Origin of the sequence: Pseudomonas sp. RIT357 (genome assembly GCF_000632245.1) — a bacterium.
Classification (GTDB): Bacteria; Pseudomonadota; Gammaproteobacteria; order Pseudomonadales; family Pseudomonadaceae; genus Aquipseudomonas; species Aquipseudomonas sivasensis.
Window position 1 is genome coordinate 142,015 of the sequence record NZ_JFYX01000034.1, and the last position, 26,365, is coordinate 168,379.

Annotated in this window: 17 protein-coding genes; 11 read left to right on the top strand and 6 right to left on the bottom strand. The window is 59.0% G+C overall.

Going from position 1 to position 26,365, the window contains the following annotated elements; genetic code table 11:
- Positions 1-117: 117 nt before the first annotated feature.
- Positions 118-2,859: an aconitate hydratase AcnA gene (gene acnA / locus BW43_RS09130; protein ID WP_032888773.1), complete on the bottom strand. Its 2,742-nt coding sequence runs from the start codon at positions 2,857-2,859 to the stop codon at positions 118-120.
- Positions 2,860-3,049: 190 nt separating this feature from the next.
- On the opposite strand from acnA, the gene rlmM reads away from it, so the two are divergent.
- A complete protein-coding gene (gene rlmM, locus BW43_RS09125; protein ID WP_032888775.1) occupies positions 3,050-4,126 on the top strand; it encodes a 23S rRNA (cytidine(2498)-2'-O)-methyltransferase RlmM in 1,077 nt (358 codons plus the stop codon).
- A 13-nt stretch (positions 4,127-4,139) separates the two neighbouring features.
- Complete coding sequence (gene tusA, locus BW43_RS09120) at positions 4,140-4,391, top strand: sulfurtransferase TusA (protein ID WP_032888777.1); 252 nt, start codon at positions 4,140-4,142, stop codon at positions 4,389-4,391.
- On the opposite strand, the gene BW43_RS09115 is transcribed toward tusA, so the two are convergent.
- Complete coding sequence (locus BW43_RS09115) at positions 4,388-5,782, bottom strand: MATE family efflux transporter (protein ID WP_032888778.1); 1,395 nt, start codon at positions 5,780-5,782, stop codon at positions 4,388-4,390. The genes tusA and BW43_RS09115 overlap by 4 nt on opposite strands.
- A gap of 256 nt (positions 5,783-6,038) precedes the next feature.
- Between BW43_RS09115 and pdxB the strand changes: the two genes are divergently transcribed.
- The gene (gene pdxB, locus BW43_RS09110) at positions 6,039-7,181 is read left to right on the top strand and encodes a 4-phosphoerythronate dehydrogenase PdxB (RefSeq protein WP_032888779.1); all 1,143 of its coding nucleotides are present in this window, start codon (positions 6,039-6,041) and stop codon (positions 7,179-7,181) included.
- Positions 7,182-7,234: 53 nt separating this feature from the next.
- Here the strand turns inward: pdxB and BW43_RS29020 are convergent, their stop codons facing one another.
- Positions 7,235-7,408, bottom strand: a complete 174-nt coding sequence (locus tag BW43_RS29020; protein WP_032888780.1) for a PA1571 family protein — start codon at positions 7,406-7,408, stop codon at positions 7,235-7,237.
- Between the two features lie 243 nt (positions 7,409-7,651).
- Between BW43_RS29020 and BW43_RS09100 the strand changes: the two genes are divergently transcribed.
- Complete coding sequence (locus tag BW43_RS09100) at positions 7,652-9,418, top strand: ABC transporter transmembrane domain-containing protein (RefSeq protein WP_032888782.1); 1,767 nt, start codon at positions 7,652-7,654, stop codon at positions 9,416-9,418.
- Between the two features lie 22 nt (positions 9,419-9,440).
- Here BW43_RS09100 and BW43_RS09095 read toward each other — a convergent pair whose 3' ends face one another.
- Both BW43_RS09095 and BW43_RS09090 read right to left on the bottom strand, forming a co-directional pair.
- Complete coding sequence (locus BW43_RS09095) at positions 9,441-13,337, bottom strand: hypothetical protein (protein ID WP_032888784.1); 3,897 nt, start codon at positions 13,335-13,337, stop codon at positions 9,441-9,443.
- Positions 13,338-13,546: 209 nt separating this feature from the next.
- The gene (locus BW43_RS09090; protein ID WP_032888785.1) at positions 13,547-15,475 is read right to left on the bottom strand and encodes a transglycosylase SLT domain-containing protein; all 1,929 of its coding nucleotides are present in this window, start codon (positions 15,473-15,475) and stop codon (positions 13,547-13,549) included.
- Positions 15,476-15,688: 213 nt separating this feature from the next.
- Here BW43_RS09090 and BW43_RS09085 point away from each other — a divergent pair, with 213 nt between their 5' ends.
- Positions 15,689-17,608, top strand: a complete 1,920-nt coding sequence (locus BW43_RS09085; protein WP_032888786.1) for an ATP-binding cassette domain-containing protein — start codon at positions 15,689-15,691, stop codon at positions 17,606-17,608.
- A 138-nt stretch (positions 17,609-17,746) separates the two neighbouring features.
- On the opposite strand, the gene BW43_RS09080 is transcribed toward BW43_RS09085, so the two are convergent.
- Entirely contained in the window at positions 17,747-18,187 is a 441-nt protein-coding gene (locus tag BW43_RS09080) for a universal stress protein (protein WP_032888788.1), read from the bottom strand.
- A gap of 105 nt (positions 18,188-18,292) precedes the next feature.
- On the opposite strand from BW43_RS09080, the gene BW43_RS0127635 reads away from it, so the two are divergent.
- The 6 genes from BW43_RS0127635 (at position 18,293) to BW43_RS09055 (ending at position 26,295) form a co-directional block, all read left to right on the top strand.
- Complete coding sequence (locus BW43_RS0127635; protein WP_032888790.1) at positions 18,293-18,730, top strand: hypothetical protein; 438 nt, start codon at positions 18,293-18,295, stop codon at positions 18,728-18,730.
- Positions 18,731-19,223: 493 nt separating this feature from the next.
- The gene (gene fadB, locus BW43_RS09075; protein WP_032888792.1) at positions 19,224-21,371 is read left to right on the top strand and encodes a fatty acid oxidation complex subunit alpha FadB; all 2,148 of its coding nucleotides are present in this window, start codon (positions 19,224-19,226) and stop codon (positions 21,369-21,371) included.
- Positions 21,372-21,400: 29 nt separating this feature from the next.
- Positions 21,401-22,576 carry an acetyl-CoA C-acyltransferase FadA gene (gene fadA / locus BW43_RS09070; RefSeq protein WP_024074080.1) on the top strand — a complete coding sequence of 392 codons (1,176 nt, stop codon included), beginning with the start codon at positions 21,401-21,403 and terminating at the stop codon, positions 22,574-22,576.
- Between the two features lie 97 nt (positions 22,577-22,673).
- A complete protein-coding gene (locus BW43_RS09065; RefSeq protein WP_010212074.1) occupies positions 22,674-22,910 on the top strand; it encodes a DUF1653 domain-containing protein in 237 nt (78 codons plus the stop codon).
- Between the two features lie 114 nt (positions 22,911-23,024).
- The gene (topA, locus tag BW43_RS09060) at positions 23,025-25,646 is read left to right on the top strand and encodes a type I DNA topoisomerase (protein WP_032888794.1); all 2,622 of its coding nucleotides are present in this window, start codon (positions 23,025-23,027) and stop codon (positions 25,644-25,646) included.
- A 127-nt stretch (positions 25,647-25,773) separates the two neighbouring features.
- Positions 25,774-26,295 carry a DUF6586 family protein gene (locus BW43_RS09055; RefSeq protein ID WP_032888796.1) on the top strand — a complete coding sequence of 174 codons (522 nt, stop codon included), beginning with the start codon at positions 25,774-25,776 and terminating at the stop codon, positions 26,293-26,295.
- The last annotated feature ends 70 nt before the right edge of the window (positions 26,296-26,365 follow it).

The window sequence follows — 26,365 nt, forward strand, 5'->3', positions numbered from 1 at the left end:
GCTCCCGATGGCGGTATGTCAGTCAGAACATCTATGACTGATCCACCGCTATCGGGGGCAAGTCGAATCGTCGCACCGCCCCTCCCACATTAGTTCTCCATTGCTTTTGAGATCGCCTTACGACGCAATCAACTGCCGCAGCACATAGTGCAAAATCCCCCCCGACTTGAAGTATTCCACTTCATTCAAGGTGTCGATCCGGCACAGCACCTCGACCTTCTCGCGGCTGCCATCCTCGCGGGTAATCACCAGCGTCAGGTTCATCCGCGGCACGATCTCCACCTCGCTCAGCCCGAGAATATCGATCTTCTCCTTGCCCGTGAGCTTCAGCGCCTTGCGGTTCTGATCCAGCTTGAACTGCAATGGCAACACACCCATGCCAACCAGATTGGAACGGTGGATCCGCTCGAAGCTCTCGGCGATCACCGCCTTGACCCCCAGCAGGTTGGTGCCTTTGGCCGCCCAGTCGCGACTGGAGCCGGTGCCGTACTCTTGGCCTGCAATGACCACCAGCGGCGTGCCCGAAGCCTGGTATTTCATTGACGCATCGTAAATCGGCATCTTCTCGCCGGTGGGGATGTACAGCGTGTTGCCGCCTTCTTCGCCACCGAGCATTTCATTGCGGATGCGGATATTGGCAAACGTGCCGCGCATCATCACTTCATGGTTACCGCGGCGTGAGCCGTAGGAGTTGAAGTCCCGCGGTTCGACGCCTTGCTCGCGCAGGTAGCGGCCAGCGGGGCTGTCGACCTTGATATTGCCGGCGGGGGAGATGTGGTCGGTGGTGACTGAGTCGCCCAGCATCGCCAGCACGTTGGCGCCCATGACGTCTTTGATCACCGGCAACGGGCCGTCGATGTCCTCGAAGAAGGGTGGATGCTGGATATAGGTGGAATCCTTCTGCCACACGTACGTCGCGGCCTGGGGCACATCAATGGCCTGCCACTGCTCGTCGCCGGCAAACACCTCGGCGTATTCCTTATGGAACATGCTGGTGCTGACCTGCGCCACGGCGTCGGCAATTTCTTTGCTGCTTGGCCAGATGTCCTTGAGGTAGACCGGGTTTCCGTTCTGATCGTTACCCAACGGCTCGCTGCTGATATCGATGCGCACGGTGCCAGCCAGCGCATAGGCGACCACCAGCGGCGGCGATGCCAGCCAGTTGGTTTTCACCAATGGGTGCACGCGGCCTTCGAAGTTACGGTTGCCGGACAGTACCGAGGCCACGGCGAGGTCGGCCTTCTGGATGGCTTTTTCAATCGGCTCGGGCAATGGCCCGGAGTTGCCGATGCAGGTGGTGCAGCCATAGCCCACCAGATCAAAGCCGAGGGTGTCCAAGTATTGAGTGAGGCCTGCCGCCTTGTAGTAGTCGGTGACTACCTTGGAGCCGGGAGCCAGTGAGGTCTTCACCCACGGTTTGCGCGTGAGGCCTTTTTCCACGGCTTTTTTCGCCACCAGCCCGGCGGCCATCATTACGCTGGGGTTGGACGTGTTGGTGCAGGAGGTGATGGCGGCGATCACCACGGCGCCGTTTTTCAGGCGATAGGTCTGGCCTTCGTATTCATAGTCGGTTTCGCCCACCAGGTCGGCGTTGCCCACGGCCACACCACCGCCGCCTTCACTTTCCAGGCGGCCTTCTTCCTTGTTGGTGGGTTTGAATTGCAGGTCGAGGAAGTCGCTGAAGGCCTGGCCGACATTCGGCAGGGCCACACGGTCCTGTGGACGTTTTGGCCCAGCCAGGCTGGCTTCGACGCTGCCCATGTCCAGGGCCAGGCTGTCGGTGAACACCGGTTCCTGACCGGCATTGCGCCATAAGCCTTGGGCCTTGGTGTAAGCCTCGACCAGTTTCACGGTTTGCGCCGGACGACCGGACAGGCGCAGGTAATCCAGGGTGACGTCATCCACCGGGAAAAATCCGCAGGTGGCGCCATATTCCGGGGCCATATTGGCGATGGTGGCGCGGTCGGCCAGGGGCAGATCGGCCAGGCCGTCGCCGTAGAATTCGACAAACTTACCCACCACGCCTTTTTTGCGCAGCATCTGGGTCACGGTCAGCACCAGGTCGGTGGCGGTGATGCCTTCCTTGAGTTTACCGGTGAGCTTGAAGCCGATTACTTCCGGGATCAGCATCGACACCGGCTGGCCGAGCATCGCCGCTTCCGCTTCGATGCCGCCCACGCCCCAGCCCAGTACGCCGAGGCCATTGATCATGGTGGTGTGGGAGTCCGTGCCGACCAATGTGTCGGGGAAGGCGTAGGTGCGGCCGTCCTCGTCCTTGGTCCAGACGGTGCGGCCAAGGTATTCCAGGTTGACCTGATGGCAGATGCCCGTGCCCGGCGGCACCACGCTGAAGTTGTCGAAGGCGCTCTGGCCCCAGCGTAGGAAGGCGTAGCGTTCGCCATTGCGCTGCATCTCGATATCGACGTTTTCTTCGAAGGCGTCGGCATTGCCGAACTTGTCGACCATTACCGAGTGGTCGATCACCAGGTCCACGGGGGAGAGCGGATTGATGCGCTGCGGGTCGCCCCCGGCCTTGGCCACGGCGGCGCGCATGGCGGCCAGGTCGACTACGGCGGGTACACCGGTGAAGTCCTGCATCAGCACGCGGGCGGGGCGGTACTGGATCTCACGGTCGGACTGGCGCTCTTTGAGCCAGGCGGCAATGGCCTTGAGGTCTGCGCCGGTGACGGTCTTGTTGTCTTCCCAGCGCAGCAGGTTTTCCAGCAGCACCTTGAGCGACATCGGCAGCTTATCCAGGTCGCCCAGGCTCTTGGCGGCTTCGGGCAGGCTGAAATAGTGGTAGGTCTTGTCGTCGATTTCTAAAGTTTTAAGGGTTCTCAGGCTATCAAGGGATGACATTACATGACTCCTTATGGTCCGCACGGCTACGGACCTGACGGGACGAACAGAGCTTTAAAACTAGCGCTGTTTTCATTAGCAGGCTAATAACTGGACTCTATGGGCAAGTCCAAGGTTCCGAACTCGGCTATCATGCGCGCGTTTTCATGACAGGCATTGCGATCGAGCAAGCCAGTTGCCAGGAGATTCAATGAACACCCTTTTTATGCACTGCCGCCCGGGTTTTGAAGGCGAAGTCTGTTCCGAGATCGCGGAACACGCCGCGCGTCTGAACGTTTCCGGCTACGCCAAAGCCAAGACCGGCAGCGCCTGCGCCGAATTTGTCTGCACCGAAGAAGACGGCGCCCAGCGCTTGATGCACGGCCAACGCTTTGCCGAGCTGATCTTCCCGAGGCAGTGGGCGCGCGGGGTGTTTATCGACCTGCCGGAAACCGATCGCATCAGCGTGATCCTCGCTCACCTGCGTGAATTCCCGGTGTGCGGCAGCCTCTGGCTGGAGATGGTCGACACCAACGATGGCAAGGAACTGTCGAACTTCTGCAAGAAATTCGAAGTGCACCTGCGCAAAGCCCTGCTCAACGCCGGCAAACTGGTGGACGACCCGAGCAAGCCGCGCTTGCTGCTGACGTTCAAGAGCGGCCGCGAAGTGTTCATGGGGCTGGCCGAGTCGAACAACTCGGCGATGTGGCCGATGGGCATTCCACGCCTGAAATTCCCGCGCGACGCGCCAAGCCGCTCAACCCTCAAGCTGGAAGAGGCCTGGCACCACTTTATCCCCCGCGATCAATGGGACGAGCGCCTGCACGGCGACATGACCGGCGTCGACCTCGGCGCCGCGCCGGGCGGCTGGACTTGGCAACTGGTCAACCGCGGCATGTTGGTGACGGCCATCGACAACGGCCCCATGGCCGAAAGCCTGATGGACACCGGCCTGGTGCAGCACCTGATGGCCGACGGTTTCACCTTCGTGCCCAAGCAACCGGTTGACTGGATGGTGTGCGACATTGTGGAGAAACCCGCACGCAACGCCGCGCTGCTGGAAACCTGGATTGGCGAAGGATATTGCCGCGAGGCGGTGGTGAACCTGAAGTTGCCGATGAAGCAGCGTTATGCCGAAGTGAAGCGTCTGCTGGAGCGCATCGAAGAGGGTTTCAAGGCGCGCGGCATCCGCGTGGAGATCGGTTGCAAGCAGCTTTACCACGACCGTGAGGAAGTGACGTGCCACCTGCGTCGGCTGGTGGATGCGAAGAAAACCAAGGCCCGTTAACGAGGAGTAATCAATGAGCGATATTAACGACAGCCCCGTAGACGGCGTTCTCGATGCAACAGGCCTCAACTGCCCGGAACCGGTGATGATGCTGCACCAGCACATCCGCGACCTGCCGGCAGGCGGCTTGCTCAAAGTGATCGCGACCGACCCGTCAACCCGTCGCGATATTCCCAAGTTCTGCGTGTTCCTTGACCACGAATTGGTGGATCAGCAGGAACAGGCCGGCACCTACCTGTACTGGATTCGCAAAAAGGCCGACTAAGCGCGCGCCTTATCCGCCCGGATACGCCGGCGTGCACTGCGCGCCAGGCGTACCAGCAACATCCCCGCCGCACAGCTCAGGCCCACGATCAGCCCTTGCCACAAACCGCTTGGGCCGCTGGGCGCGCCGAGCCAGTCAGTCAGCCCCAGGGCGTAGCCCACCGGCAACCCCACGCCCCAGTAGGCGAACAACGTCAGCACCATGGTCACCCGGGTGTCCTGATAGCCCCGCAATGCGCCAGCGGCAGTGACCTGGATCGAGTCCGAGAACTGAAACAGCGCCGAGAATACGATCAGCGTCGACGCTAGGTGGATCACCACCGGATCCGGGGTGTAGATCGTCGCGATCTGCTCGCGAAACAACAGCATCAGGCTGCACGACAGGCAGGCATATGCCAGCGCGGTGCCCATGCCGACCCCGGCGGCGAAGCGCGCTTCACGTGCTTCGCCACGCCCCAGGGCCTGACCGACGCGCACGGTGACGGCCATGCTCAGGGAGTAGGGGATCATGAACACCAGGGAGCTGACGTTCAGTGCAATCTGATGCCCGGACACCACCGTGGCGCCGAGGCTGCCGAGCAACAGGGCGATCACTGCAAAAATGCTCGACTCGGCAAAGATCGCGACGCCAATCGGCAGACCAATCCCCAATACACGCTTGATCACGGCCCATTGCGGCCAGTCAAAGCGCTTGAACAATTCACTGCTCTGATAGGCCGGGCCCCAGCGCGTCCAGACGGCCAGGCCGAGCATCATCACCCACATCGCAATGGCGGTGGCCCAGCCACAGCCCACGCCGCCCATGGCCGGCACGCCAAAGTGGCCGTAAATGAAGATGTAGTTCAGCGGAATATTCAGCGCCAGGCCGACCAGGCCCATGACCATGCTCGGTCGCGTACGGCCAAGGCCATCGCTGAAACAGCGCAGCACGTAATACAGCGCAATCGCTGGCATCCCCGCGGCGATGCCGTGCAGGTAGCCCATGGACGGCACGATCAGGTCAGGCTCGACCTTCATGGCATGCAGGATCGGTTCGGCGCACAGCAGCAGCAATCCTCCGAGGATCCCCACGACCACCGCCAGCCACAAGGCCTGGCGCACCAGCGGTCCGATTTCGCTGAATTTGCCGGCACCGTAGCGCTGAGCGACTTTTGGTGTGGTGGCCAGCAGCGTGCCGCTCATCAGCAAGTACACCGGGATCCAGATCGAGTTGCCCAACCCCACTGCCGCCAGGTCCTGGGGGCTGACACGTCCGGCCATCACCGCGTCGACAAAACTCATGGCGGTGGTAGCCAGTTGGCCGATCATGATTGGCAGAGCGAGCGTCAGCAGGTCGCGCACTTCCCGACTGATACGGGCGGGGCGGGTGAGGGGGGTGGCGGCAGTGTTCACGTGCGGGTGTCCAATAGAAAATAGCGCAAGGACGGCGGATTCTACGCCTTGACGCCATGGTCAGGAAAAAACCTGTGTTAGGGATTTGTAAGCGACCTCCCAGGGCACCGCATATCCCTGGTGGGACGGGGCTTGCCCACGATTGCAGAGTGTCAGTCACTGGATAGTCGCTGACACACGGCTATTCGGGGGCAAGCCCCCTCCCACATTGCAGATCGCATCCCTGTACACTGCTGATCCGCCAAAGGAGCCTGCCATGCTGATTGTTGCCGACGAAAATATCCCGCTGCTCGATGCCTTCTTCCAAGGATTTGGCGAGATTCGCCGGGTGCCCGGCCGTTCCCTTGATCGCGCCACGGTCGAGCAGGCTGACGTACTGTTGGTGCGCTCGGTGACTAACGTCAATCGCGCGTTGCTGGAGGGCTCAAAGGTGCGTTTTGTCGGCACCTGCACCATCGGCACCGATCACTTGGACCTCGACTACTTCAAGCAGACCGGCATCCAATGGTCCAGCGCGCCTGGCTGCAATGCCCGTGGCGTGGTGGACTACGTGCTGGGCAGCCTGCAGACCCTCGCCGAGATCGAAGGCGCCGACCTCAACCAACGCACCTATGGCATTGTCGGCGCCGGTGAAGTGGGCGGGCGGTTGGTCAAGGTGCTCAAAGGCCTGGGCTGGAATGTCCTGGTGTGCGACCCGCCGCGGCAGATCGCCGAAGGGGGCGACTATGTGAGCCTGGCGCAGATCATCGAGCAGTGTGACGTGATCAGCCTGCACACGCCTTTGACCAAGTCCGGCAATGGCTCTACCTGGCATTTATTCGACCGTCAGCGCCTCGAACAACTCAAACCCGGCACTTGGCTGATCAACGCCAGCCGTGGCCCGGTAGTGGACAACGCCGCCCTGCGCGAGGTGCTGCTGGAACGCGAAGACCTGCAAGCGGTGCTGGATGTATGGGAAGGCGAGCCCGAAGTGGATGTGGACCTGGCCGACCTGTGCGTGCTGGCCACACCGCATATCGCCGGTTATAGCCTGGAAGGCCGTCAGCGCGGCACGGCGCAGATCTACCAGGCGTTTTGCGCGTACCTGGGTCAGGAACCGAGCATTCACTTGAGTGAGCTGTTGCCTGCGCTGTGGTTGGCTGAAGTGCACTTGAATGCCTCGACCGACCCGGCCTGGGCGCTGGCGACCTTGTGCCGCAGCGTGTACGACCCGCGCCGGGATGATGCGGATTTCCGTCGGAGCCTGGTTGGAACTGTGGAAGAGCAGCGCAAGGCGTTCGACCTGCTGCGCAAGCACTATCCCGAGCGTCGCGAGATTGATGGCTTGAGCGTGCGCATCAATGGGGAGTCGGCGGCGTTGTCGAAGATCGTGTCCGCACTGGGCGCGGTAGCTGTTTAAGCGCCCATAAAAAACCCGGCCATCGAGGCCGGGTCTGAAAGAGCTTGGGCGCTTCAGCCTTGCTGGGCAGGCTTGACCAGTTTTTCTTCCAGTTCGCGGCACGCTTGCTGGATCATTTCTTCGGTGATCTGCACCTCATGGCCTTGGGCGTCGATGACGGAGCAAGGCAACTGCTGGGGTTGGCGGATCACTTCAATTTTGGCATCGCTGCTGTTTTGCAAGGTCATGGCCTGTCTCCTCATCAGGTTGTATACCTACTTTAAAACCCCCGCGTGACCGCGCTGTTACAACTCCCTGCACGACCACCGGTTCGAATACTCAGTCCACCAGAAACGGCGGCCGATTTCCAGCCGGGCATTAGACCGATAGCCTCTAGGGATGAGTATCGGCGGGCATAATTAACCTGACTCATTGTTATTTGCCCAAGTTCCCCCAATGTTGGGTACAGGTTCCTCATCGGTGATGCCCCTATGTTCTCAACCCGTCAACGCCGCGCGATTCGCCTGGCCAGCCGTTTTATCGCGCCATACCGCTGGCAGGCGCTGGGTGCTTTGCTGGCGCTGATCGTTACCGCCGGGATTACCTTGTCCATGGGCCAAGGCATTCGCCTGCTGGTGGACCAGGGCTTCATGACCCAATCGCCACACCTGCTCAACCAGTCCATCGGCCTGTTCATGATCCTGGTGCTTGGCTTGGCGGTGGGTACTTTTGCGCGGTTTTACCTGGTCTCCTGGATTGGCGAGCGAGTGGTGGCGGATATTCGTCGGCAGGTGTTCAACCACCTCATCTACCTGCATCCCGGCTTCTATGAGAACAACCGCAGTTCGGAAATCCAGTCGCGGCTGACCACCGACACTACCTTGCTGCAATCGGTGATCGGCTCGTCGCTGTCACTGTTCCTGCGTAATGCCTTGATGGTCATTGGCGGCATCGTGTTGCTGTTCGTCACCAACCCCAAGCTCACCAGCATCGTGGTGGTTGCATTGCCGCTGGTGCTGGCGCCGATCCTGATTTTCGGGCGCCGCGTGCGTAGCCTGTCGCGCCTGAGCCAGGACCGCATTGCCGATGTGGGCAGTTATGTGTCCGAAACCCTTGGCCAGATCAAGACCGTGCAGGCCTATAACCACCAGGTTCAGGACGAGCAGCGCTTTGCCGTGACCGTGGAAGAAGCCTTTGCCACCGCGCGTAAACGCATCGCCCAGCGCGCCTGGCTGATCACGCTGGTGATCATGCTGGTGCTCGGCGCCGTGGGTGTGATGTTGTGGGTCGGCGGCATGGACGTAATCAGTGGGCGCATTTCCGGCGGCGAACTGGCGGCGTTCGTGTTTTACAGCCTGATCGTCGGCAGCGCGGTCGGCACCCTGAGCGAAGTGCTCGGTGAGCTGCAGCGTGCAGCCGGTGCAGCTGAGCGGATTGGTGAGCTGTTGCAGTCGACTAATGAAATCCAGGCTCCGGCAACCGATACCGTGAAATTGCCCGAGCGGGTCAGTGGCCGTATGGAGCTGCAAGATCTGCGCTTTTCCTATCCCTCGCGACCTGACAGCTACGCTATCGACGGGTTGAACCTGACCATCAACCCCGGTGAAACCCTGGCACTCGTCGGCCCGTCCGGCGCGGGTAAGTCGACGATCTTCGACCTGCTGCTGCGTTTCTACGATCCGCAGCATGGCCGAATCCTGGTCGAAGGCCATCCGCTGACCGACCTCGACCCCCTGGACCTGCGTCGCCACTTTGCCCTGGTGTCCCAGAGCCCGGCGTTGTTTTTCGGCAGCGTCGAAGAGAACATCCGCTACGGCAATCCCTCAGCTACCCGCGAGCAAGTCGAAGCCGCTGCACGCATCGCCCATGCTCACGACTTCATCTTGCAAATGCCCGACGGCTACCAGACCCACCTCGGTGATGGCGGGCTGGGCCTCTCTGGTGGCCAGCGCCAGCGCTTGGCCATCGCCCGCGCGTTGCTGGTGGACGCACCAATCCTGCTGCTGGACGAAGCCACCAGCGCTCTGGATGCGCAAAGTGAACACTTGATCCAGCAGGCACTGCCGCAATTGATGCAGGGCCGTACTACGCTGGTGATTGCCCACCGCCTGGCGACGGTGAAGAACGCCGACCGCATTGCGGTAATGGACCAAGGCAAACTGGTTGCGGTGGGCACGCATCAGCAGCTGATTGCGAGCAACCCGTTGTATGCGCGGTTGGCGGCATTGCAGTTCAATAGTGGTGCGCAAGCGCAATGACCTGCTATGCCTGGCACCAGTGCTAACGGAAGTAGACAGGTTTGTACGAAACCCTAGTGTCCACATAGTGTTTGGGCTCGCCCAGAAGCGCCACGTTCATCTTTATCTTGCTACCGTGAGTCTTGACAACGTGCTGGGTGACTTTCCCTACAAAGGCCTGATACATGTTCATATCTGCCAGCCGCTCGGCGTTTTTAGCAGAGATGCCGGGGCTGATCTCGTTGATCCGCGCAATCAGGTCGTCTCGCGCGGCCGTCAATGACCTAGAGCCGTGTTGCATTGAAACCGAGCCCTCGAACGCCTTCACCGGCCGGTTGATCTCCTTTTGCAGCAAGCTGCCGAAGGCGCGACTGCCACCCTCGCCAGAGTAGCAAACCAATAGCCGCACATTGTTAAAGGCGCTGGGGTCGACGCCTTTCGTGTTCAACAAGGCGACCAAGTCTTTGGCCGAGTACGCGGTATTGTCGATAACGATGCTGCTTCCACGGTTCAAAAATCTGTCCAGTCGGCTGCGCTCAAGACCGTGGGCGACAATATTCAGGCGATCAACACCTTTATAGGTGTCGACGAACACATGCATTTCATTGGCCACAAGTTTGAGGTCTTTCATCGTGCCTTTCATTTGTATGACGTTGTCATAGGCCAGACTTTTTTCGAAAGACACAGGTGAAGTTGCAGGTTGACTGCCTGTTGCGGTTGAAATTGGCCGATGATTGTCGGGTGAGAAGTTATCCAGTTTCTTCCCGTAAGCTGTGTTTTTATTCACGTCATAGTGCAGCCAGTGACCGGTTTTGTTATCCAGTTGGGCGGTTACTCGGCTGGGTTCGAGTGCACCGGGGGCGCGATAAGTGCCTTCCGCTATGTCGGCTCGTTCGGCAAACGCGCGCAGTTGAGCGTGATCCATCGTGCTCTGCGACAGCTGCCGTGCATTAAGGGGTTTCGTGCCTGCGGCCAGCCGGGCACTGCTGGCCGGCGCGCCCGAGGCCTTACCCAGCACGCCGCGACCTATTCGGCTGCTCGCCATGGCCACCCGGGTCGCGCCTCTGGGACCGCCAACGGCACTCGCGCCTCTGCCCAGGGCCGAGCCGGTCAAGTACATCACCCCGTCAAACAACAGATCTCCCAGTGCCGCCAAGGGGTCTCCGTTGATCAGGTTTTTAACGGCAGACGCCCCAGGTATTAGCCCTACAATTATGTTGAACAGGGCTTTTTCCTTATCGGCCTCTTCATCGAATGTCGTGATGCTTTTGGTCAGTTCCAGTAGTTGCTCAAAGTTTGATTCCGGATTGGAGTAATTGACTACCGTATTACTGATATAGGCACTGCGCGTGCTGCTGAACGAGGCAGGGATGGCCACTGGCAATTGCCGGGCCCGTTGTTGTACTGCATCTTGGGAGGCGCTTGGTTTGACTTCATGGATCGCCGTATTTGTCCATTTTGACCCTTGATGGCTGGGCACCTTGACCCAATCTTCTTGGGGGCCTTCCTTAAAGTTTGTCTTCAGATCGTCACGTTTATTTATTTGGCCTTTTTGCGCTGATATTTCATAAAACTCCAGGTTCCCGTCGCGCTCGGTCTGGAAGATCAGTGCCTTTTGCTCTTTCGGCTGGCTGGGTACTTTATCTTCGTCATTAATTGTGAAACCTGGGAGGTTGCTTTCATAACGGCTGACCTGACCCTCTATGAATATACGAATGCTGCCAAACTCAAGATTCTGGCGATCTTCCAGAGGAAGTTTCGCAAGCTGGTTTTTTATCACGCTCGCCTGTGCTTTTTTGGTGCCTTCCGTGTAGCCGACAAAGGCTTGCTTATGCAGGAATTTTGCGTCTGGCAAGTGAGCAAGACGGGCAATCATGCTGGGGGCAATCGTGTTGTTATCGGATACCCAATTAGAAAACGGATTGACTTCGGGTTTTGAAAGATAAAAGTCCAGTAGCGAATATTTTGGCTGCGTGGAGCTAGCAAGGTTTCCGTGGCCTCTGCCGCGGGGGCTATTATCGCGAAAGCATTTAAGTTCGTAGGGAAGCCCCTCGCCGAATTGTTGCTTGAGTTGCTGTAGCGCCACATCGCGTTGGGTCGGCACCTTACTGGCAAGTTGCTCGACGGCTTGTTGCAACGTTGAAGTTTTGTCAGCGAGCGCGCGCTGGACCCGATCAATGTCAGCCTGAGGATAGTTCCCGTCATCGCGGGGCACGAGTTCGCCGTTGATCTTGCCCCACTCAATAAGCGCCGCTCGCGATGTGACTTGCTGAATGGCCTGCCCCTCTTGCGAAATCGGGTCCAGGGCATCTCGGGCACATACTTGCGCAAACGTCATCTGCATCGTGGCACCAGGGCTATAGGCCTCGATCCGCGTCACCGCCGCTTTGAAACTCACCCACGCTGCCGATCCCAACGTAATGCTGGCAGGAACGTTTTTGACCAATAACTCCGGCGCTGTACGCGAAAGCAGCATTTGTGCAGCAATGGGCGCCATGTCCGGCGAGGCTCTGTTCAGTTTTATCAGGTGGTCAATGAACGCCCGCTTGATAGTTGCGAGGGGCTGCCCCATGAAACGTCCGTCGGCCAGATTGAAACCCGCGAGATGATTGAGTTGCGGGCCAAACATGCTTTCTGGGTCCAGAGTGGTAGCGATGGCAGTCAACAGCCAGTCATGGCTGGAGCTTGTCTTCCAGCCATCCCCCATCTTTTGGTGCAAGGCGGCTTCGAGTTCGATGGCTTTTGGTGTGTTGATGATTTTTTCGATGACTTTAAGTGGGTCGCGCAATTCGTTTTGGGAAATGTGCAGGTGGCTTGTGAGATAACCCAAAACTCCCCGTGGGTTTTGGGGCTCCGTTCTTTCCTTCACCAACGCCGGTAGTTGCAGGTTGTAGTGAAAATGACTGTAAACGCTCTTTTGGTCGTGGTCGCTCAGCGGGGCCGGCCACGAGATCGCCCCACCCAGGCTGCCTAGGTGTGGTGCCTGCAACGGTGGGGCATTGAGCGTGCTGATCATGTTCTCCAGTGCTTCAAGCGTGCTGGGCAACCGCCAGTTATTTGCCAGGATAAATTGCTCAAGTGTCACGGTGCGTCCAGGACCGGTTTCGGGGCCTTGGCCGAATGACGAGTGCGGGTGCACCTCTATCGTTGTGTTCTTTAACCGCTCCTCAATCCCCTCAGTACCATAGCGCACAAGGCCCTTGAGCTTTTCGCAGAGCGCGCGCGTGTCCACCAGGTCGCCAAGGGCGGTCCGCTCTGTATTGAGCTTGCCCGTATTGGCCGGCCCATCCTCGACCTTGTTCGGAACCGCGTTGGCGGCGTTTTTGGTGAATGTCTGGGTCTGCTGCAGCTCTGCTGTCCGTGACGTCGTGAGGGGTACCGATTCACCGTGAAAATTCGCCACCACTTCAAAGGGCGCAGATGTGGGGTCCGATGCGGACAGACGAAGGGGGCTGTTGCCCGCCGCCACGACGTTGGCGGCGCGAAGAATCGGCGCCACAACGACCGGCCAGAGCGGGTTTTCATCCGTTGCCCTGAACACCTCCCGGCGCCCATCAGTCATGGTGAAGGTGATCTCGTCACGCAGACTGATCATTAGGGGTTTGGAAAGATTAATGTGCCTTTGCGTTGCCCATTCGACGAATTGGGGATGCTTGAGCAGCGTATGCAGGTGCGTCCACCACTGGCCGAAGGTCGAACTTGGCGGGATACCCTCAACGCTCTCGATGCCATCGTACGATGGGCCGGTTTTCGCCGATCTGGCTGATACGGCGGCAAACAGCACGGCCAATTCCTGATCGGCCTTGGCTTGCGGCGTTTTGCCGGCATCTTGATCAGGCGTGTGCGGCTTTTCACTCTTGATCTCGAAGAGTGGCGGGGGGGTGATGATGTTGGTCGCGGGCTGAGTGTTTATGCGGCTGCTGATGGACGTGAGTGTCATGTCTGAGTTTCTCTCTAGGCCATTTTGAAGTCAGTCACTCAGAGATGATTTATCGACTGAGCTCGTGGGCTGAGTGAACATCAGACTTTTCGCGTTCCATCATGTTTTTTCTGTATGTGTATTTCCCCGGGCGATCAGAATATTTGCAGCCGTGGAAATGAAAATGCCCGCATCGAAAGATGCGGGCATTTTCAGAGTGGCTTCAGACCTTACTGGTCATCAAAATAGCGCTCATGCCAATCCACAAGCGGCTGTGGTGAGTTGAGTTTTTGCCCGTAGATCACCGAATAAGACAACACGTTTTGCACATACTGACGGGTTTCGTCGAATGGGATGCTTTCCACCCATACATCGAAACTCAAGTGATCCGCTCCGCGCAGCCACTGGCGCACGCGGCCGGGGCCGGCGTTGTACGCGGCGGAAGCGAGCACGCGGTTGCCGTTGAACTGGCTGTGCACCTGGCTCAGGTAGGCGGCGCCGAGCTGGATGTTTTTGTCCGGGTCCAGGACCTGGGCCGGGGAGGCCAGCGGGATGCTGAATTTGCGCGCGGTTTCCTTGGCGGTGCCGGGCATCAGTTGCATCAGGCCGCTGGCGCCTACGCCGGAGCGGGCGTCGTCCATGAAGGCGCTTTCCTGGCGGGTAATGGCGAATACCCAGCTCGAATGCAGGCCCCGCACCTTGGCTTCACGCACCAGGGTGTCGCGGTGGGCCATTGGGAAGCGGATATCCAGATCGTCCCAGTACTGGGCCTGGCTAATGGTGCGGATGGCCGGGAAGTACCACTTCATGTCGTACGCCAGCTTGGCCTGGGCGACCATCTCATCACGGTTGAAATGACGGCTGACGTGGTACCACTCGCGGCGGCCATCCACGATCTGGCCACGGGCGTAGAACTCCAGAGCGCGACGCACGCCGGGTGTGTTACGCACTTTATTGACCAGCGCCTGACTCATCACCAGCGGCTTGTTGTTCAACTGGTACGGAGCCTTGGAGCGGTCGGCGGCGAGGAAACCGTAGAAGTCCCGTTCCCGCGAAAGGTTCTTGTAGAGCACCAATGCTTGCGGGTTCTTCGGCTCAGCCAGTTCGAGGCTGCGCGCCTGCCAGTAGCGCCAGCGGTTGGAGGTGGCCAAGTCTTGTGGGAGTTTGCGCGTCAACTGGTAGGCATCTTCCCAGCGCGCCAGGCGCAACAGCAGGCGCAGGCGCCATTCGGAGACGGTGTTGTCGCGCAGTTCCGGGTCGTACTTGGTCATCACCTCAAGGGCGCGTGGGTCGAAACGCTTGGCCAGGGTCAGGCCGATTTCACGGGCGATTGCCACTTTTTCGTCACGGGAGAAGTGCATGCTGCTGGCGTAACCGTCGAGCAGGGCCATGGCTTTGTCCGGGTCCTGGCGCGCCAGGCGGCGCAGGCCCAGGCCTACGGCATCCGACATAGCCTCGGTGGCCGGCTGGAAGCGCGATGGATCGCTTAGCATGTCGGGCTTTTGCGCCACGTCCACCATCAGGCGACCTTGGGCACCGAGGGTTGGCAGGGTTTTTACCAGGCTGTTGGCCAGCGCGTAGTTGCGCGCTTCGGCGGCGAGTTTGGTGCGGTCCCAGATTTTCTGTTCGGTGAGTTGGCCGTCGGCGGCCCACTGCCCAAACGTGGCATCACAGGCGGCGGGTTGGGATTTGCCGGTCATCCACAGCTTTTCGGCGGTCTTGTAGCCTTCGGCCTTGAGGTTGTGGGTGAGCTGGTATTGGCCGTGCAGGCAGTCCAGTTCGACGAAATTGAGTTTGGGGTCGTAGTACTTTTCAAAGGTTTGCCAGTCGCCACGCTCGGACAGCCAGCGCAACCAGCGCAGTTTCATCCAGTTCGCCTGGGGCAGGTCGCCGTTTTTGGCCAGGAACTGCTCGATTTCCTGGTTACTCGCGGTTTTCAGGCGCGCAGTCAGTTCGTCGTAGGCCAGGTACGGTGTAAGCGGATAATCGGCCAGGGCCTGGCTGTATTGCATGTACGGGCCGGTATCGCCCTTGGCCAGAGCGCGCTTGGCTTCATCGTAATATTGACGTTGGGTGGTGAGGTCCACGGCCTGGGCGGATTGAACGGCGGTGGCGGAAAGAAGCAGACAAGATAAAAAGTTGAAAAGGCGACTGCGCATGAGACGTCCGTGCAGAGAAATCACGACTAGCGCCGGCACTGCCGACGCTGATTGCCCCTAGCTTAGCCTTTTGCCAGCGACCGGCGAAAGCTTTGCTGGCCGGTTCGTTCAGGTTTGCGGGAAATGTCCTACGGAACGTGTCGGCCTTGAAAATGCTGGCCGCATCCCACCCTCAACTCAGGTAGAATGCGCGCCCAGTTTTTGGAGAAGCGTATGACCCTGCTCAAATTCAGCGATGTGTCCCTTGCTTTCGGCGCTATGCCGTTGTTGGACAAGGTGTCCTGGCAGATCGCCCGTGGTGAGCGGGTGTGCATCATCGGCCGCAACGGCACCGGCAAGTCCAGCATGATGAAGCTGGTAAAAGGCGACCAAAAGCCCGATGACGGCTCTGTTTGGCGCGCCCCGGGCCTCAAGATTGGCGAATTGCCGCAAGAATTGCCGGTGGCCGACGGACGGACAGTGTTCGACGTGGTTGCCGAAGGCCTGGACGGTGTGGGCGAGTTGCTTGCGCAATACCATCACCTGGCGCAGAACTGCGTCACCGAGGAAGACCTGAACAAGCTGATGCACGTTCAGCAGGACCTCGAAGCACGTGATGGCTGGCGCCTGCAGCAACTGGTGGACAGCACCCTGAGCCGCCTGCAACTGCCGGCCGACAAGACCCTCGCCGAGTTGTCCGGCGGCTGGCGTCGCCGCGTGCTGCTGGCCCAGGCCCTGGTGTCCGAGCCGGATCTGTTGCTGCTCGACGAACCAACGAACCACCTGGACATCGGCGCCATCGCCTGGCTTGAAGAAGCCCTCAAGGATTTCCAGGGCGCCGTGCTGTTCATCACGCACGACCGTTCTTTCCTGCAAAACCTGGCCACGCGCATCCTTGAACTGGATCGCGGCGGCTTGATCGACTGGAACGGCGACTACGCCAGCTTCCTGGTGCACAAAGAAGCGACGCTGGCGGCTGAAGAAACTGCCAACGCGCTGTTCGACAAAAAGCTGGCCCAGGAAGAAGTCTGGATCCGCCAGGGCATCAAGGCGCGCCGCACCCGTAACGAAGGCCGCGTGCGCGCCCTCAAAGCCCTGCGTGTTGAACGTAGCGAGCGTCGTGAGCGCACCGGCAAGGCCAATATCCAGCTCGATACCGCCGACAAGTCGGGTAAACAAGTGATGGTGCTGGAAAACGTCAGCTTCCATCACCCGGACGGTCCGTTCCTGATCAAGGACTTCTCCATGGTCCTGCAGCGTGGCGACCGTATTGGTCTGCTGGGCGCCAACGGTACCGGCAAGACTACCTTGCTCAAGCTGATGCTCAATGGTCTGAAGCCGACCAGCGGCACCGTGGAGGAGGGCACACGCATCGACGTGGCTTACTTCGACCAGTTACGCCATCAGTTGGACCTGGAAAAAACCGTGATCGACAACGTGGCTGAAGGCCGCGACTTTATCGACATCGACGGCCAGAGCCGCCACGTGCTGAGCTACCTGGGCGACTTCCTGTTCAGCCCGCAGCGCGCACGGACGCCGGTCAAGGCCTTGTCCGGTGGTGAGCGCGCACGCTTGCTGTTGGCCAAACTGTTCAGCAAACCTGCCAACTTGCTGGTGCTCGACGAACCGACCAACGACCTCGACGTAGAAACCCTTGAACTGCTGGAAGAGGTCTTATTGACCTTCAACGGCACTGTGCTGATGGTCAGCCACGACCGGGCATTCCTCGATAACGTGGTCACCAGCACCCTGGTCTTCGAAGGTGAAGGCAAGGTGCGCGAATACGTCGGTGGCTATCAGGACTGGCTGCGCCAGGGCGGTTCACCGCGCCTGTTGGGCGTGACCGAGAGCAAGTCCGGCAAGGCCGACTTGAACTCGGCGGTGGTCACACCTGTTGCCGCTGCTGCCCCTGCACCCGAGGCTGCGCCGACGGCCAAGAAGAAGCTCAGCTACAAGTTGCAGCGCGAGCTGGAAGCCTTGCCGGGTGATATCGACGCCAAGGAACAGCAAATTGCTGCGGTAGAAGCCGACATGGCTGATGCTGGTTTTTATCTGCGTCCGGCGGCGGAAACTGCCAAGGTCATCGCTTCTCTGGAGAAGTTGAACCAGGAGCTGGAAGTGCTGATGGAGCGTTGGGCAGAGTTAGATGCCTGAGTGACTTGAGGTCAGTAAAAAAGCGGCTCAAATGTGGGAGGGGGCTTGCCCCCGATAGCGGTGTCTCAGTCAGTGGTGTTTCTACTGAGAGGCTGCTATCGGGGGCAAGCCCCCTCCCGCATTGCATCTTCATCGGCGTTACGAGCTTTTTACCAACTTAACGGCCAACACATCGCACGGCGCTCCGTGCAGTACATCATTGGCGGTGGAGCCCAGCAGCAACGCCAAGCCGTGACGGCCATGGCTGCCCACCACGATCAGATCGCAGTTCTGTTCCTTAGCCAGGTGGTGGATCTCCTGGCGCGGTTGGCCGTAAGTGAGGTGGGAGTTTTCCTTGGTCAGTTCCGGGTATTTGATGATCAACCGGTCCAGGCGTTCTTTGGCCTGATCGAACTGTTGTTGTTGCAGTTGGGAAAGGTCCATCGGCACATCGCCGCCAAACGCCATGGCCATGGGCTCGACGATGTGTACCAGTGACAGCTTGGCGCCGTTGGCGATTGCTGAAGCCTGCGCGCGCTTGATCACTGGATCGCACTCTTCGGTCAGGTCGACGGCGACCAGAATATGTGTGTAGGACATGGGGCGTTCCTCCAGGGGACTGCAATAAGTTCAGTATGGCTGCTTTCAAGCGGATGGGGTTGCGTCAGGTCAAATCCGCTCATCTAGAAATTCGGGGGTACTCATATGACGGTCTGGATAGTGGTGTCAATCCTTGTGGTGGTTCTGAGCCCTCTGGCATGGCTACGCCCTTCGCGCCACCAGAGCGGGCGAATGGCCCTGCGCATGGAGGCGCGCCGCATCGGCCTGGCCATGCAATTGGCACCTCAGGAGTGGCCGCACTGGCTCAAGCAAGAGCCGCCGAGCCCCTGTGCGCAATACTGCCGGCCACGACGCGGCAGCACGCCGGCAACCTGGAGTTATTGGCAGTTGGAGCCGGGTGTGTGGGTTAATCAATGGCGTGAAGTCTGCGACGATGAGAAGTTGTTGCCGCATTTTGCAACGCTGCCGGCCAACGTCTACAAGGTCGAGGCCGACAAGCAGATGATTGCCCTGTATTGGGGCGAGAAGGGCGAAGCGAGTGATTTGCTCGCCATTGATGCGCTGCTCAAAGCGCTGGCCTGAAGCGTCTACTGAATTTCAGGCAATAAAAAGCCCGACATCATCATCGGGCTGGAGTTGGCCAGGCAGGCCGGTAATCTGTGCTTGCTGCGTCGGATGTTCATCCGTGCGCGTTATGGTTGCGTCTAGCCTAGCCGGATATCCCGTTCTGTACAGTCTTTTCCCACATCCTTCCTATAATTGATTTCGTGAATATTTGAATATTGGCGAAGCGTGCGCCTATGGTTTGAGTTCTGAAATGACTGGAAAGTCGCGTTTTTCCTAGCCTTTCGAGCGATTGACAATTGCCTGGAATTGGATGAAGGTGGCGTACCCAAATCAAACGGGCGTATGAATTGAGCGTTTGTCTGTCAGACCGCGCGCACATACATCCCGACTATCGCATTGGCGGGTGTGCCTGGCGGATTGGAGTGAGCATTGACCTAAAGGCCAGTGTCCAACCAGAGGCCAGCGTCCAATGTGTACTGTTCAGCTTCCATATCGTGGAGATCAGTTGATGATTTACGAAGGTAAAGCCATCACGGTTAAGGCTCTTGAAAGTGGCATCGTCGAATTGAAATTCGACCTCAAGGGTGAGTCCGTCAACAAGTTCAACCGTCTAACCCTGAATGAACTGCGTCAGGCCGTAGACACCATCAAAGCAGATGCTTCGGTCAAGGGCGTGATCGTCTCCAGCGGCAAGGACGTGTTTATCGTCGGCGCTGACATCACCGAATTCGTCGACAACTTCAAGCTGCCCGATGCCGAGCTGGTGGCTGGCAACCTCGAAGCCAACAAGATTTTCAGCGATTTCGAAGACCTCAACGTACCGACCGTTGCCGCGATCAATGGCATCGCGCTGGGCGGTGGCTTCGAAATGTGCCTGGCCGCAGACTTCCGCGTCATGTCGGCCACCGCCAAAATCGGCCTGCCTGAAGTCAAACTGGGCATCTACCCAGGTTTCGGCGGCACCGTGCGCCTGCCGCGCCTGATCGGGGCCGACAACGCCATCGAGTGGATCGCCGCCGGTAAGGAAAACCGTGCTGAAGACGCGCTGAAAGTCGGTGCCGTCGACGCCGTGGTTGCTCCGGACAAACTGGCCGAAGCCGCACTGAACCTGATCAAGGGCGCCATCAGCGGCGAATTCGATTACAAGGCCAAGCGTCAGCCGAAGCTGGAAAAACTCAAGCTCAACGCCATCGAACAAATGATGTCGTTCGAAACCGCCAAAGGTTTCGTCGCTGGCCAGGCCGGTCCGAACTACCCAGCGCCGGTTGAAGCGATCAAAACCATCCAGAAAGCTGCGAGCTTCGGTCGCGATAAAGCCCTGGAAGTGGAAGCGGCAGGCTTCGTCAAACTGGCGAAAACCTCGGCTGCCCAAAGCCTGATTGGCCTGTTCCTGAACGATCAGGAACTGAAGAAAAAGGCCAAGGCCTACGACGAAATCGCCAAGGACGTGAAACAGGCTGCCGTACTCGGCGCCGGTATCATGGGCGGCGGTATTGCCTATCAGTCGGCGTCCAAAGGCACGCCGATCCTGATGAAAGACATCAATGAGCACGGTATCGAGCAAGGTCTGGCCGAAGCCGCCAAGCTGCTCGTGGGGCGCGTTGATAAAGGTCGCATGACCGCAGCGAAAATGGCTGAAGTACTTAACGGTATTCGTCCTACGCTGTCCTACGGCGATTTCGGCCATGTCGACCTGGTGGTCGAAGCCGTTGTCGAGAACCCGAAGGTCAAGCAGGCGGTACTGGCTGAAGTTGAAGGCCACGTCAAAGACGACACCATCTTGGCCTCGAACACCTCGACCATTTCCATCTCGCTGCTGGCCAAGGCCCTCAAGCGTCCGGAAAACTTCGTCGGCATGCACTTCTTCAACCCGGTGCACATGATGCCGTTGGTGGAAGTGATCCGTGGCGAGAAGTCCAGCGAGCTGGCGATTGCCACCACCGTTGCCTACGCCAAGAAAATGGGCAAGAACCCGATCGTAGTCAACGATTGCCCAGGCTTCCTGGTCAACCGCGTGCTGTTCCCGTACTTCGGTGGTTTCGCCAAGCTGGTGAGCGCCGGTGTTGACTTCGTGCGTATCGACAAAGTCATGGAAAAATTCGGCTGGCCGATGGGCCCGGCTTACCTGATGGACGTGGTCGGCATCGACACCGGCCACCACGGTCGTGACGTGATGGCTGAAGGCTTCCCGGACCGCATGAAAGACGACCGCCGGTCCGCTGTCGATGCTCTCTATGAAGCCAAGCGCCTGGGCCAGAAGAACGGCAAGGGCTTCTACGCCTACGAGACCGACAAGAAGGGCAAGCAGAAAAAAGTCGCCGATCCATCGGTTCACGAAGTGCTCGCACCTGTCATCTACGAACAGCGTGAGGTGTCCGATGAGGACATCATCAACTGGATGATGATCGCCCTGTGCCTGGAAACCGTACGCTGCCTGGAAGACGGTATCGTTGAAACCGCTGCCGAAGCCGATATGGGCTTGGTGTACGGTATTGGTTTCCCTCCATTCCGTGGCGGTGCGCTGCGTTACATCGACTCGATCGGTGTGGCCGAATTCGTTGCCCTGGCTGATCAATACGCTGATCTGGGCCCGCTGTACCACCCGACCGCGAAGCTGCGTGAAATGGCCAAAAATGGCCAGAGCTTCTTCGGTTAAGCGCCCAGACGACTAGAGCGAGAATATTTATGAGCTTGAATCCAAGAGACGTGGTGATTGTCGACTTCGGTCGCACACCGATGGGCCGCTCCAAGGGCGGCATGCACCGCAACACCCGCGCTGAAGACATGTCCGCGCACCTGATCAGCAAATTGCTGGAACGCAACGTCAAGGTCGACCCGAACGAAGTCGAAGACGTGATCTGGGGCTGCGTCAACCAGACCCTGGAGCAGGGCTGGAACATCGCGCGCATGGCGTCGCTGATGACTCAGATCCCGCACACAGCTGCTGGCCAGACCGTGAGCCGCTTGTGCGGTTCGTCCATGAGCGCGCTGCACACCGCCGCCCAGGCGATCATGACTGGCAACGGGGATGTGTTTGTAGTCGGTGGCGTGGAGCACATGGGCCACGTCAGCATGATGCACGGCGTCGATCCAAACCCGCACATGTCGCTCTACGCGGCGAAAGCCTCTGGCATGATGGGCTTGACTGCAGAAATGCTCGGCAAGATGCACGGCATTACCCGCGAAGCCCAGGACGCGTTCGGCTTGCGCTCCCACCAACTCGCCCACAAGGCGACTGTGGAAGGCAAGTTCAAGGATGAAATCATCCCGATGAACGGTTACGACGAGAACGGCTTCTTGAAACTGTTCGACTACGACGAAACCATTCGTCCGGACACCACCCTGGAAAGCTTGGCGGCCCTGAAGCCGGCATTCAATCCAAAGGGCGGCACCGTGACAGCGGGTACTTCGTCGCAAATCACCGACGGTGCTTCGTGCATGATCGTGATGTCGGCGCAGCGTGCCCAGGACCTGGGCATCCAGCCGCTGGCAGTGATCCGTTCGATGGCAGTGGCGGGTGTGGACCCGGCAATCATGGGCTATGGTCCTGTACCGGCCACACAAAAAGCGTTGAAGCGCGCGGGCCTGACTATCTCCGATATCGATTTCTTCGAGCTCAACGAAGCTTTCGCCGCACAGGCCCTGCCGGTGCTGAAAGATTTGAAAGTACTCGACAAGATGAACGAGAAGGTTAACCTGCACGGCGGTGCGATTGCCCTGGGCCACCCATTCGGTTGTTCCGGTGCGCGTATTTCCGGCACTTTGCTTAACGTGATGAAGCAAAATGGCGGTAACCTTGGGGTTGCAACCATGTGCATTGGTCTCGGCCAAGGCATTTCCACCGTCTTCGAACGCGTCTAAGCGTTGAGTTGACGGAAGCCGGGGCCAAGTGCCCCGGTTTTTGTTTTTTGGAATTTTTAATATTTTTTTTCAACAAATTTTGTAAGGGGGCCAGAGCATGAAAGTCGAACCAGGGCTCTACCAACATTATAAAGGTCCGCAGTACCGCGTTTTCAGCGTGGCACGGCATTCCGAGACCGAAGAAGAAGTGGTGTTCTACCAAGCACTGTATGGCGATTACGGCTTTTGGGTGCGTCCCTTGAGCATGTTCCTGGAGACCGTCGAAGTTGACGGCGAGCAGGTCCCGCGCTTTGCTTTGGTCCAGGCCGAACCCAGTCTTTTTTCAGGGCAATAACGGCAGGCGGCGCAGAATGCTGCGCTTGACCTCACCTTGTTGCCACTATATATAGCGTTGCCGCGTCAGGCGCCAACCGCCTTTCACTTCTCGAATTCAGGAATTTTCCGATCCATGGGCAAATCGCTGGTCATTGTGGAATCCCCGGCTAAGGCCAAGACCATCAACAAGTACTTGGGTAACGAGTACGTGGTGAAGTCGAGTATCGGCCATATCCGAGACCTGCCCACCAGCGGTTCGGCTAGCGCCAGCAAGGAGCCTGCCGCCAAGCGCGGCAAGGCAGCTGCGGGCGAAGGTCCGGTGCTCACGCCTAAAGAGAAAGCGCGCAAGCAGCTGGTCTCGCGCATGGGTGTGGACCCGGATCATGGCTGGAAGGCCAAGTACGAAATCCTTCCGGGCAAGGAAAAGGTCATCGAAGAGCTGCGCCGGCTCGCCAAAGATGCCGACACCATCTATCTCGCGACGGACTTGGACCGCGAAGGGGAAGCCATTGCCTGGCACCTGCGCGAAGCCATTGGCGGTGACGACAGCCGCTACAAGCGTGTGGTGTTCAACGAAATCACCAAGAAAGCCATTCAGGAAGCCTTCTCCAAGCCGGGCGAGCTCGATATCGACCGTGTCAACGCGCAGCAGGCCCGTCGGTTCCTCGACCGCGTCGTGGGTTACATGGTCTCGCCGCTGCTATGGGCCAAGATCGCCCGTGGCCTGTCCGCCGGTCGTGTGCAATCGGTAGCGGTCAAGCTGGTGGTGGAGCGTGAGCGTGAGATCCGTGCGTTCAACCCTGAAGAGTATTGGGAAGTCCACGCCGACCTGGGCACTGCCAAGGGCAACAACGTGCGCTTTGAAGTGGCCCGCGAGAAAGGTGAAGCCTTCAAACCGCTGAACGAAGCTCAGGCCATGGCCGCGCTGGAGAAGCTCAAGGCCTCCAGCTACAGCATCGTCAAGCGCGAAGACAAGCCGACCAGCAGCAAACCGTCGGCACCGTTCATCACCTCCACCCTGCAGCAGGCCGCGAGCAACCGCCTGGGCTTCGGCGTGAAGAAAACCATGATGATGGCCCAGCGTCTGTACGAAGCTGGCTACATCACTTATATGCGTACTGACTCCACCAACCTGTCGCAAGACGCGGTGGCAATGGCGCGTACCTATATTGAAAGCGAATTCGGCAATAAGTACCTGCCGGAGAAGCCGAACGTCTACAGCAGCAAAGAAGGCGCCCAGGAGGCTCACGAAGCGATTCGTCCTTCCGATGCCAATACCGAGCCAAGCAAGCTGAGTGGCATGGAGCGCGACGCTGAGCGCCTCTACGAGCTGATCTGGCGCCAGTTCCTGGCTTGCCAGATGCTGCCGGCGCAATATCTGTCGACAACCGTCAGCGTGGGTGCTGGCGACTTCGAACTACGTGCCAAGGGCCGTATCCTCAAGTTCGATGGCTACACCCGCGTGATGCCGCAAATCGCCAAGCCTGGTGACGACGATGTACTGCCGGACATGGCCCAGGGCGATACGTTGAAGCTGATCAAGCTCGACCCGTCCCAACACTTCACCAAGCCACCGGCGCGTTACTCGGAAGCCAGCCTGGTCAAGGAAATGGAAAAGCGCGGTATCGGTCGTCCATCGACCTACGCGGCGATCATCTCCACCATCCAGGACCGTGGTTACGTAGCGCTCCACAACCGTCGGTTCTATTCGGAAAAGATGGGCGACATCGTTACAGAGCGTCTGTCCGAGAGCTTCTCCAACCTGATGGATTACGGCTTTACCGCCGGCATGGAAGAGAACCTCGATGACGTGGCCCAAGGTGAGCGCGACTGGAAAAATGTACTCGACGAGTTCTACGGCGACTTCAAGAAGAAACTCGAAGTAGCTGAGAGCCCTGAGAGCGGCATGCGTGCCAACCAGCCGGTTATGACCGATATCCCGTGTCAGACGTGCGGCCGCCCGATGCAGATTCGTACGGCATCCACCGGCGTGTTCCTTGGTTGCTCGGGCTACAGCTTGCCGCCGAAAGAACGCTGCAAGGCCACGGTCAATCTGGTGCCGGGTGATGAAATCGCCGCCGATGACGAAGGTGAGTCCGAGTCGCTGGTCTTGCGTGGCAAGCACCGCTGCCCGATCTGCAGCACGGCTATGGACGCCTATCTGCTGGACGAGAAGCACAAGCTGCACATCTGCGGTAACAACCCGGATTGCAACGGCTACGAGATTGAAGAGGGCACCTACCGCATCAAGGGCTACGAAGGGCCGAGCCTGGAATGCGACAAGTGCGGCAGCGAGATGCAGCTCAAGACGGGTCGTTTCGGCAAGTTCTTCGGTTGCACCAATCCGACCTGCAAGAACACTCGCAAACTGCTGAAAAGCGGTGATGCGGCGCCGCCGAAGATGGATCCGGTGAAGATGCCGGAACTCAAGTGCGAGAAGGTTAACGATACCTACATCCTGCGTGATGGCGCTTCGGGGTTGTTCCTGGCGGCAAGCCAGTTCCCGAAAAACCGCGAGACCCGCGCGCCGTTGGTGCTGGAAATCGTTCCGCACAAGGACGAGATCGATCCGAAGTACCACTTCCTGTGTGAAGCGCCGAAGAAGGACCCGGATGGTCGTCCAGCCGTGATCCGCTATAGCCGCAAGACCAAGGAGCAGTACGTACAGACCGAAGTAGACGGCAAGCCTACCGGCTGGAAAGCGTTCTACGACGGCGGCAAGTGGAAGGTCGAAGACAAGCGCCAAGGCGCTTGATCGACTAATTTGCGATAGACAAAGGCCGCCTGTATGGGCGGCCTTTTTTTGCGCTTGCAGCGGGCTCGGTTGATCCGTGACACTGTTAAGCCAGCATCGCGCCTCATTCGTTGTGGAGATTGCCGTCATGGCCAACGAACTCTATACCCGTACCAATCAGAAAATTTACTTCGCGGGTTTGTCCCTGGAAGCCCTTGGTCGTGCCGAGGAAGGGAAGGAGATGAATGCTATCGCGCTGGTTCAGGCGGGGCGTGAAGCAGCCTTATTCCACCTGTACGGCGCCTTGCTGGGCCTGTGCCATGAAATCGCCGGGTTCTACCGCTTGCCCCAGGCTGGTTCGCCCCGTGCGGAAATGATCATGAGCCGTGAAGTGCTGGAGACCATGGCGATTCCTGAGCTGGCGGAACTGGTAGAGATGGCCCAGAGCCCAGACAGCTGGGTGGCGCGCCTGCTCAAGGCCCATGCCGATATGTTTCAGCCGCCGCGTGTTCCCCATGTGCCTAAGGGTGACGTGAGGCAGCCATTGATCTTGGCAGTTGCGCTGGAGGAGGGCGAGCCTAAGTCATTGAGCCGGGAAGAGTTGGAGGGCTGGCGTCAGGAGCTGAAGAAGATGGCGCTGCGCTTTCGTGAGGGCCTGAACGAGTGCTAAACCCCGAGTAGGTTTAGAAAGCACCGTTCATCAAGCTGTAAAGAAACCTCCCTAGATCCTCAGCGAGGCT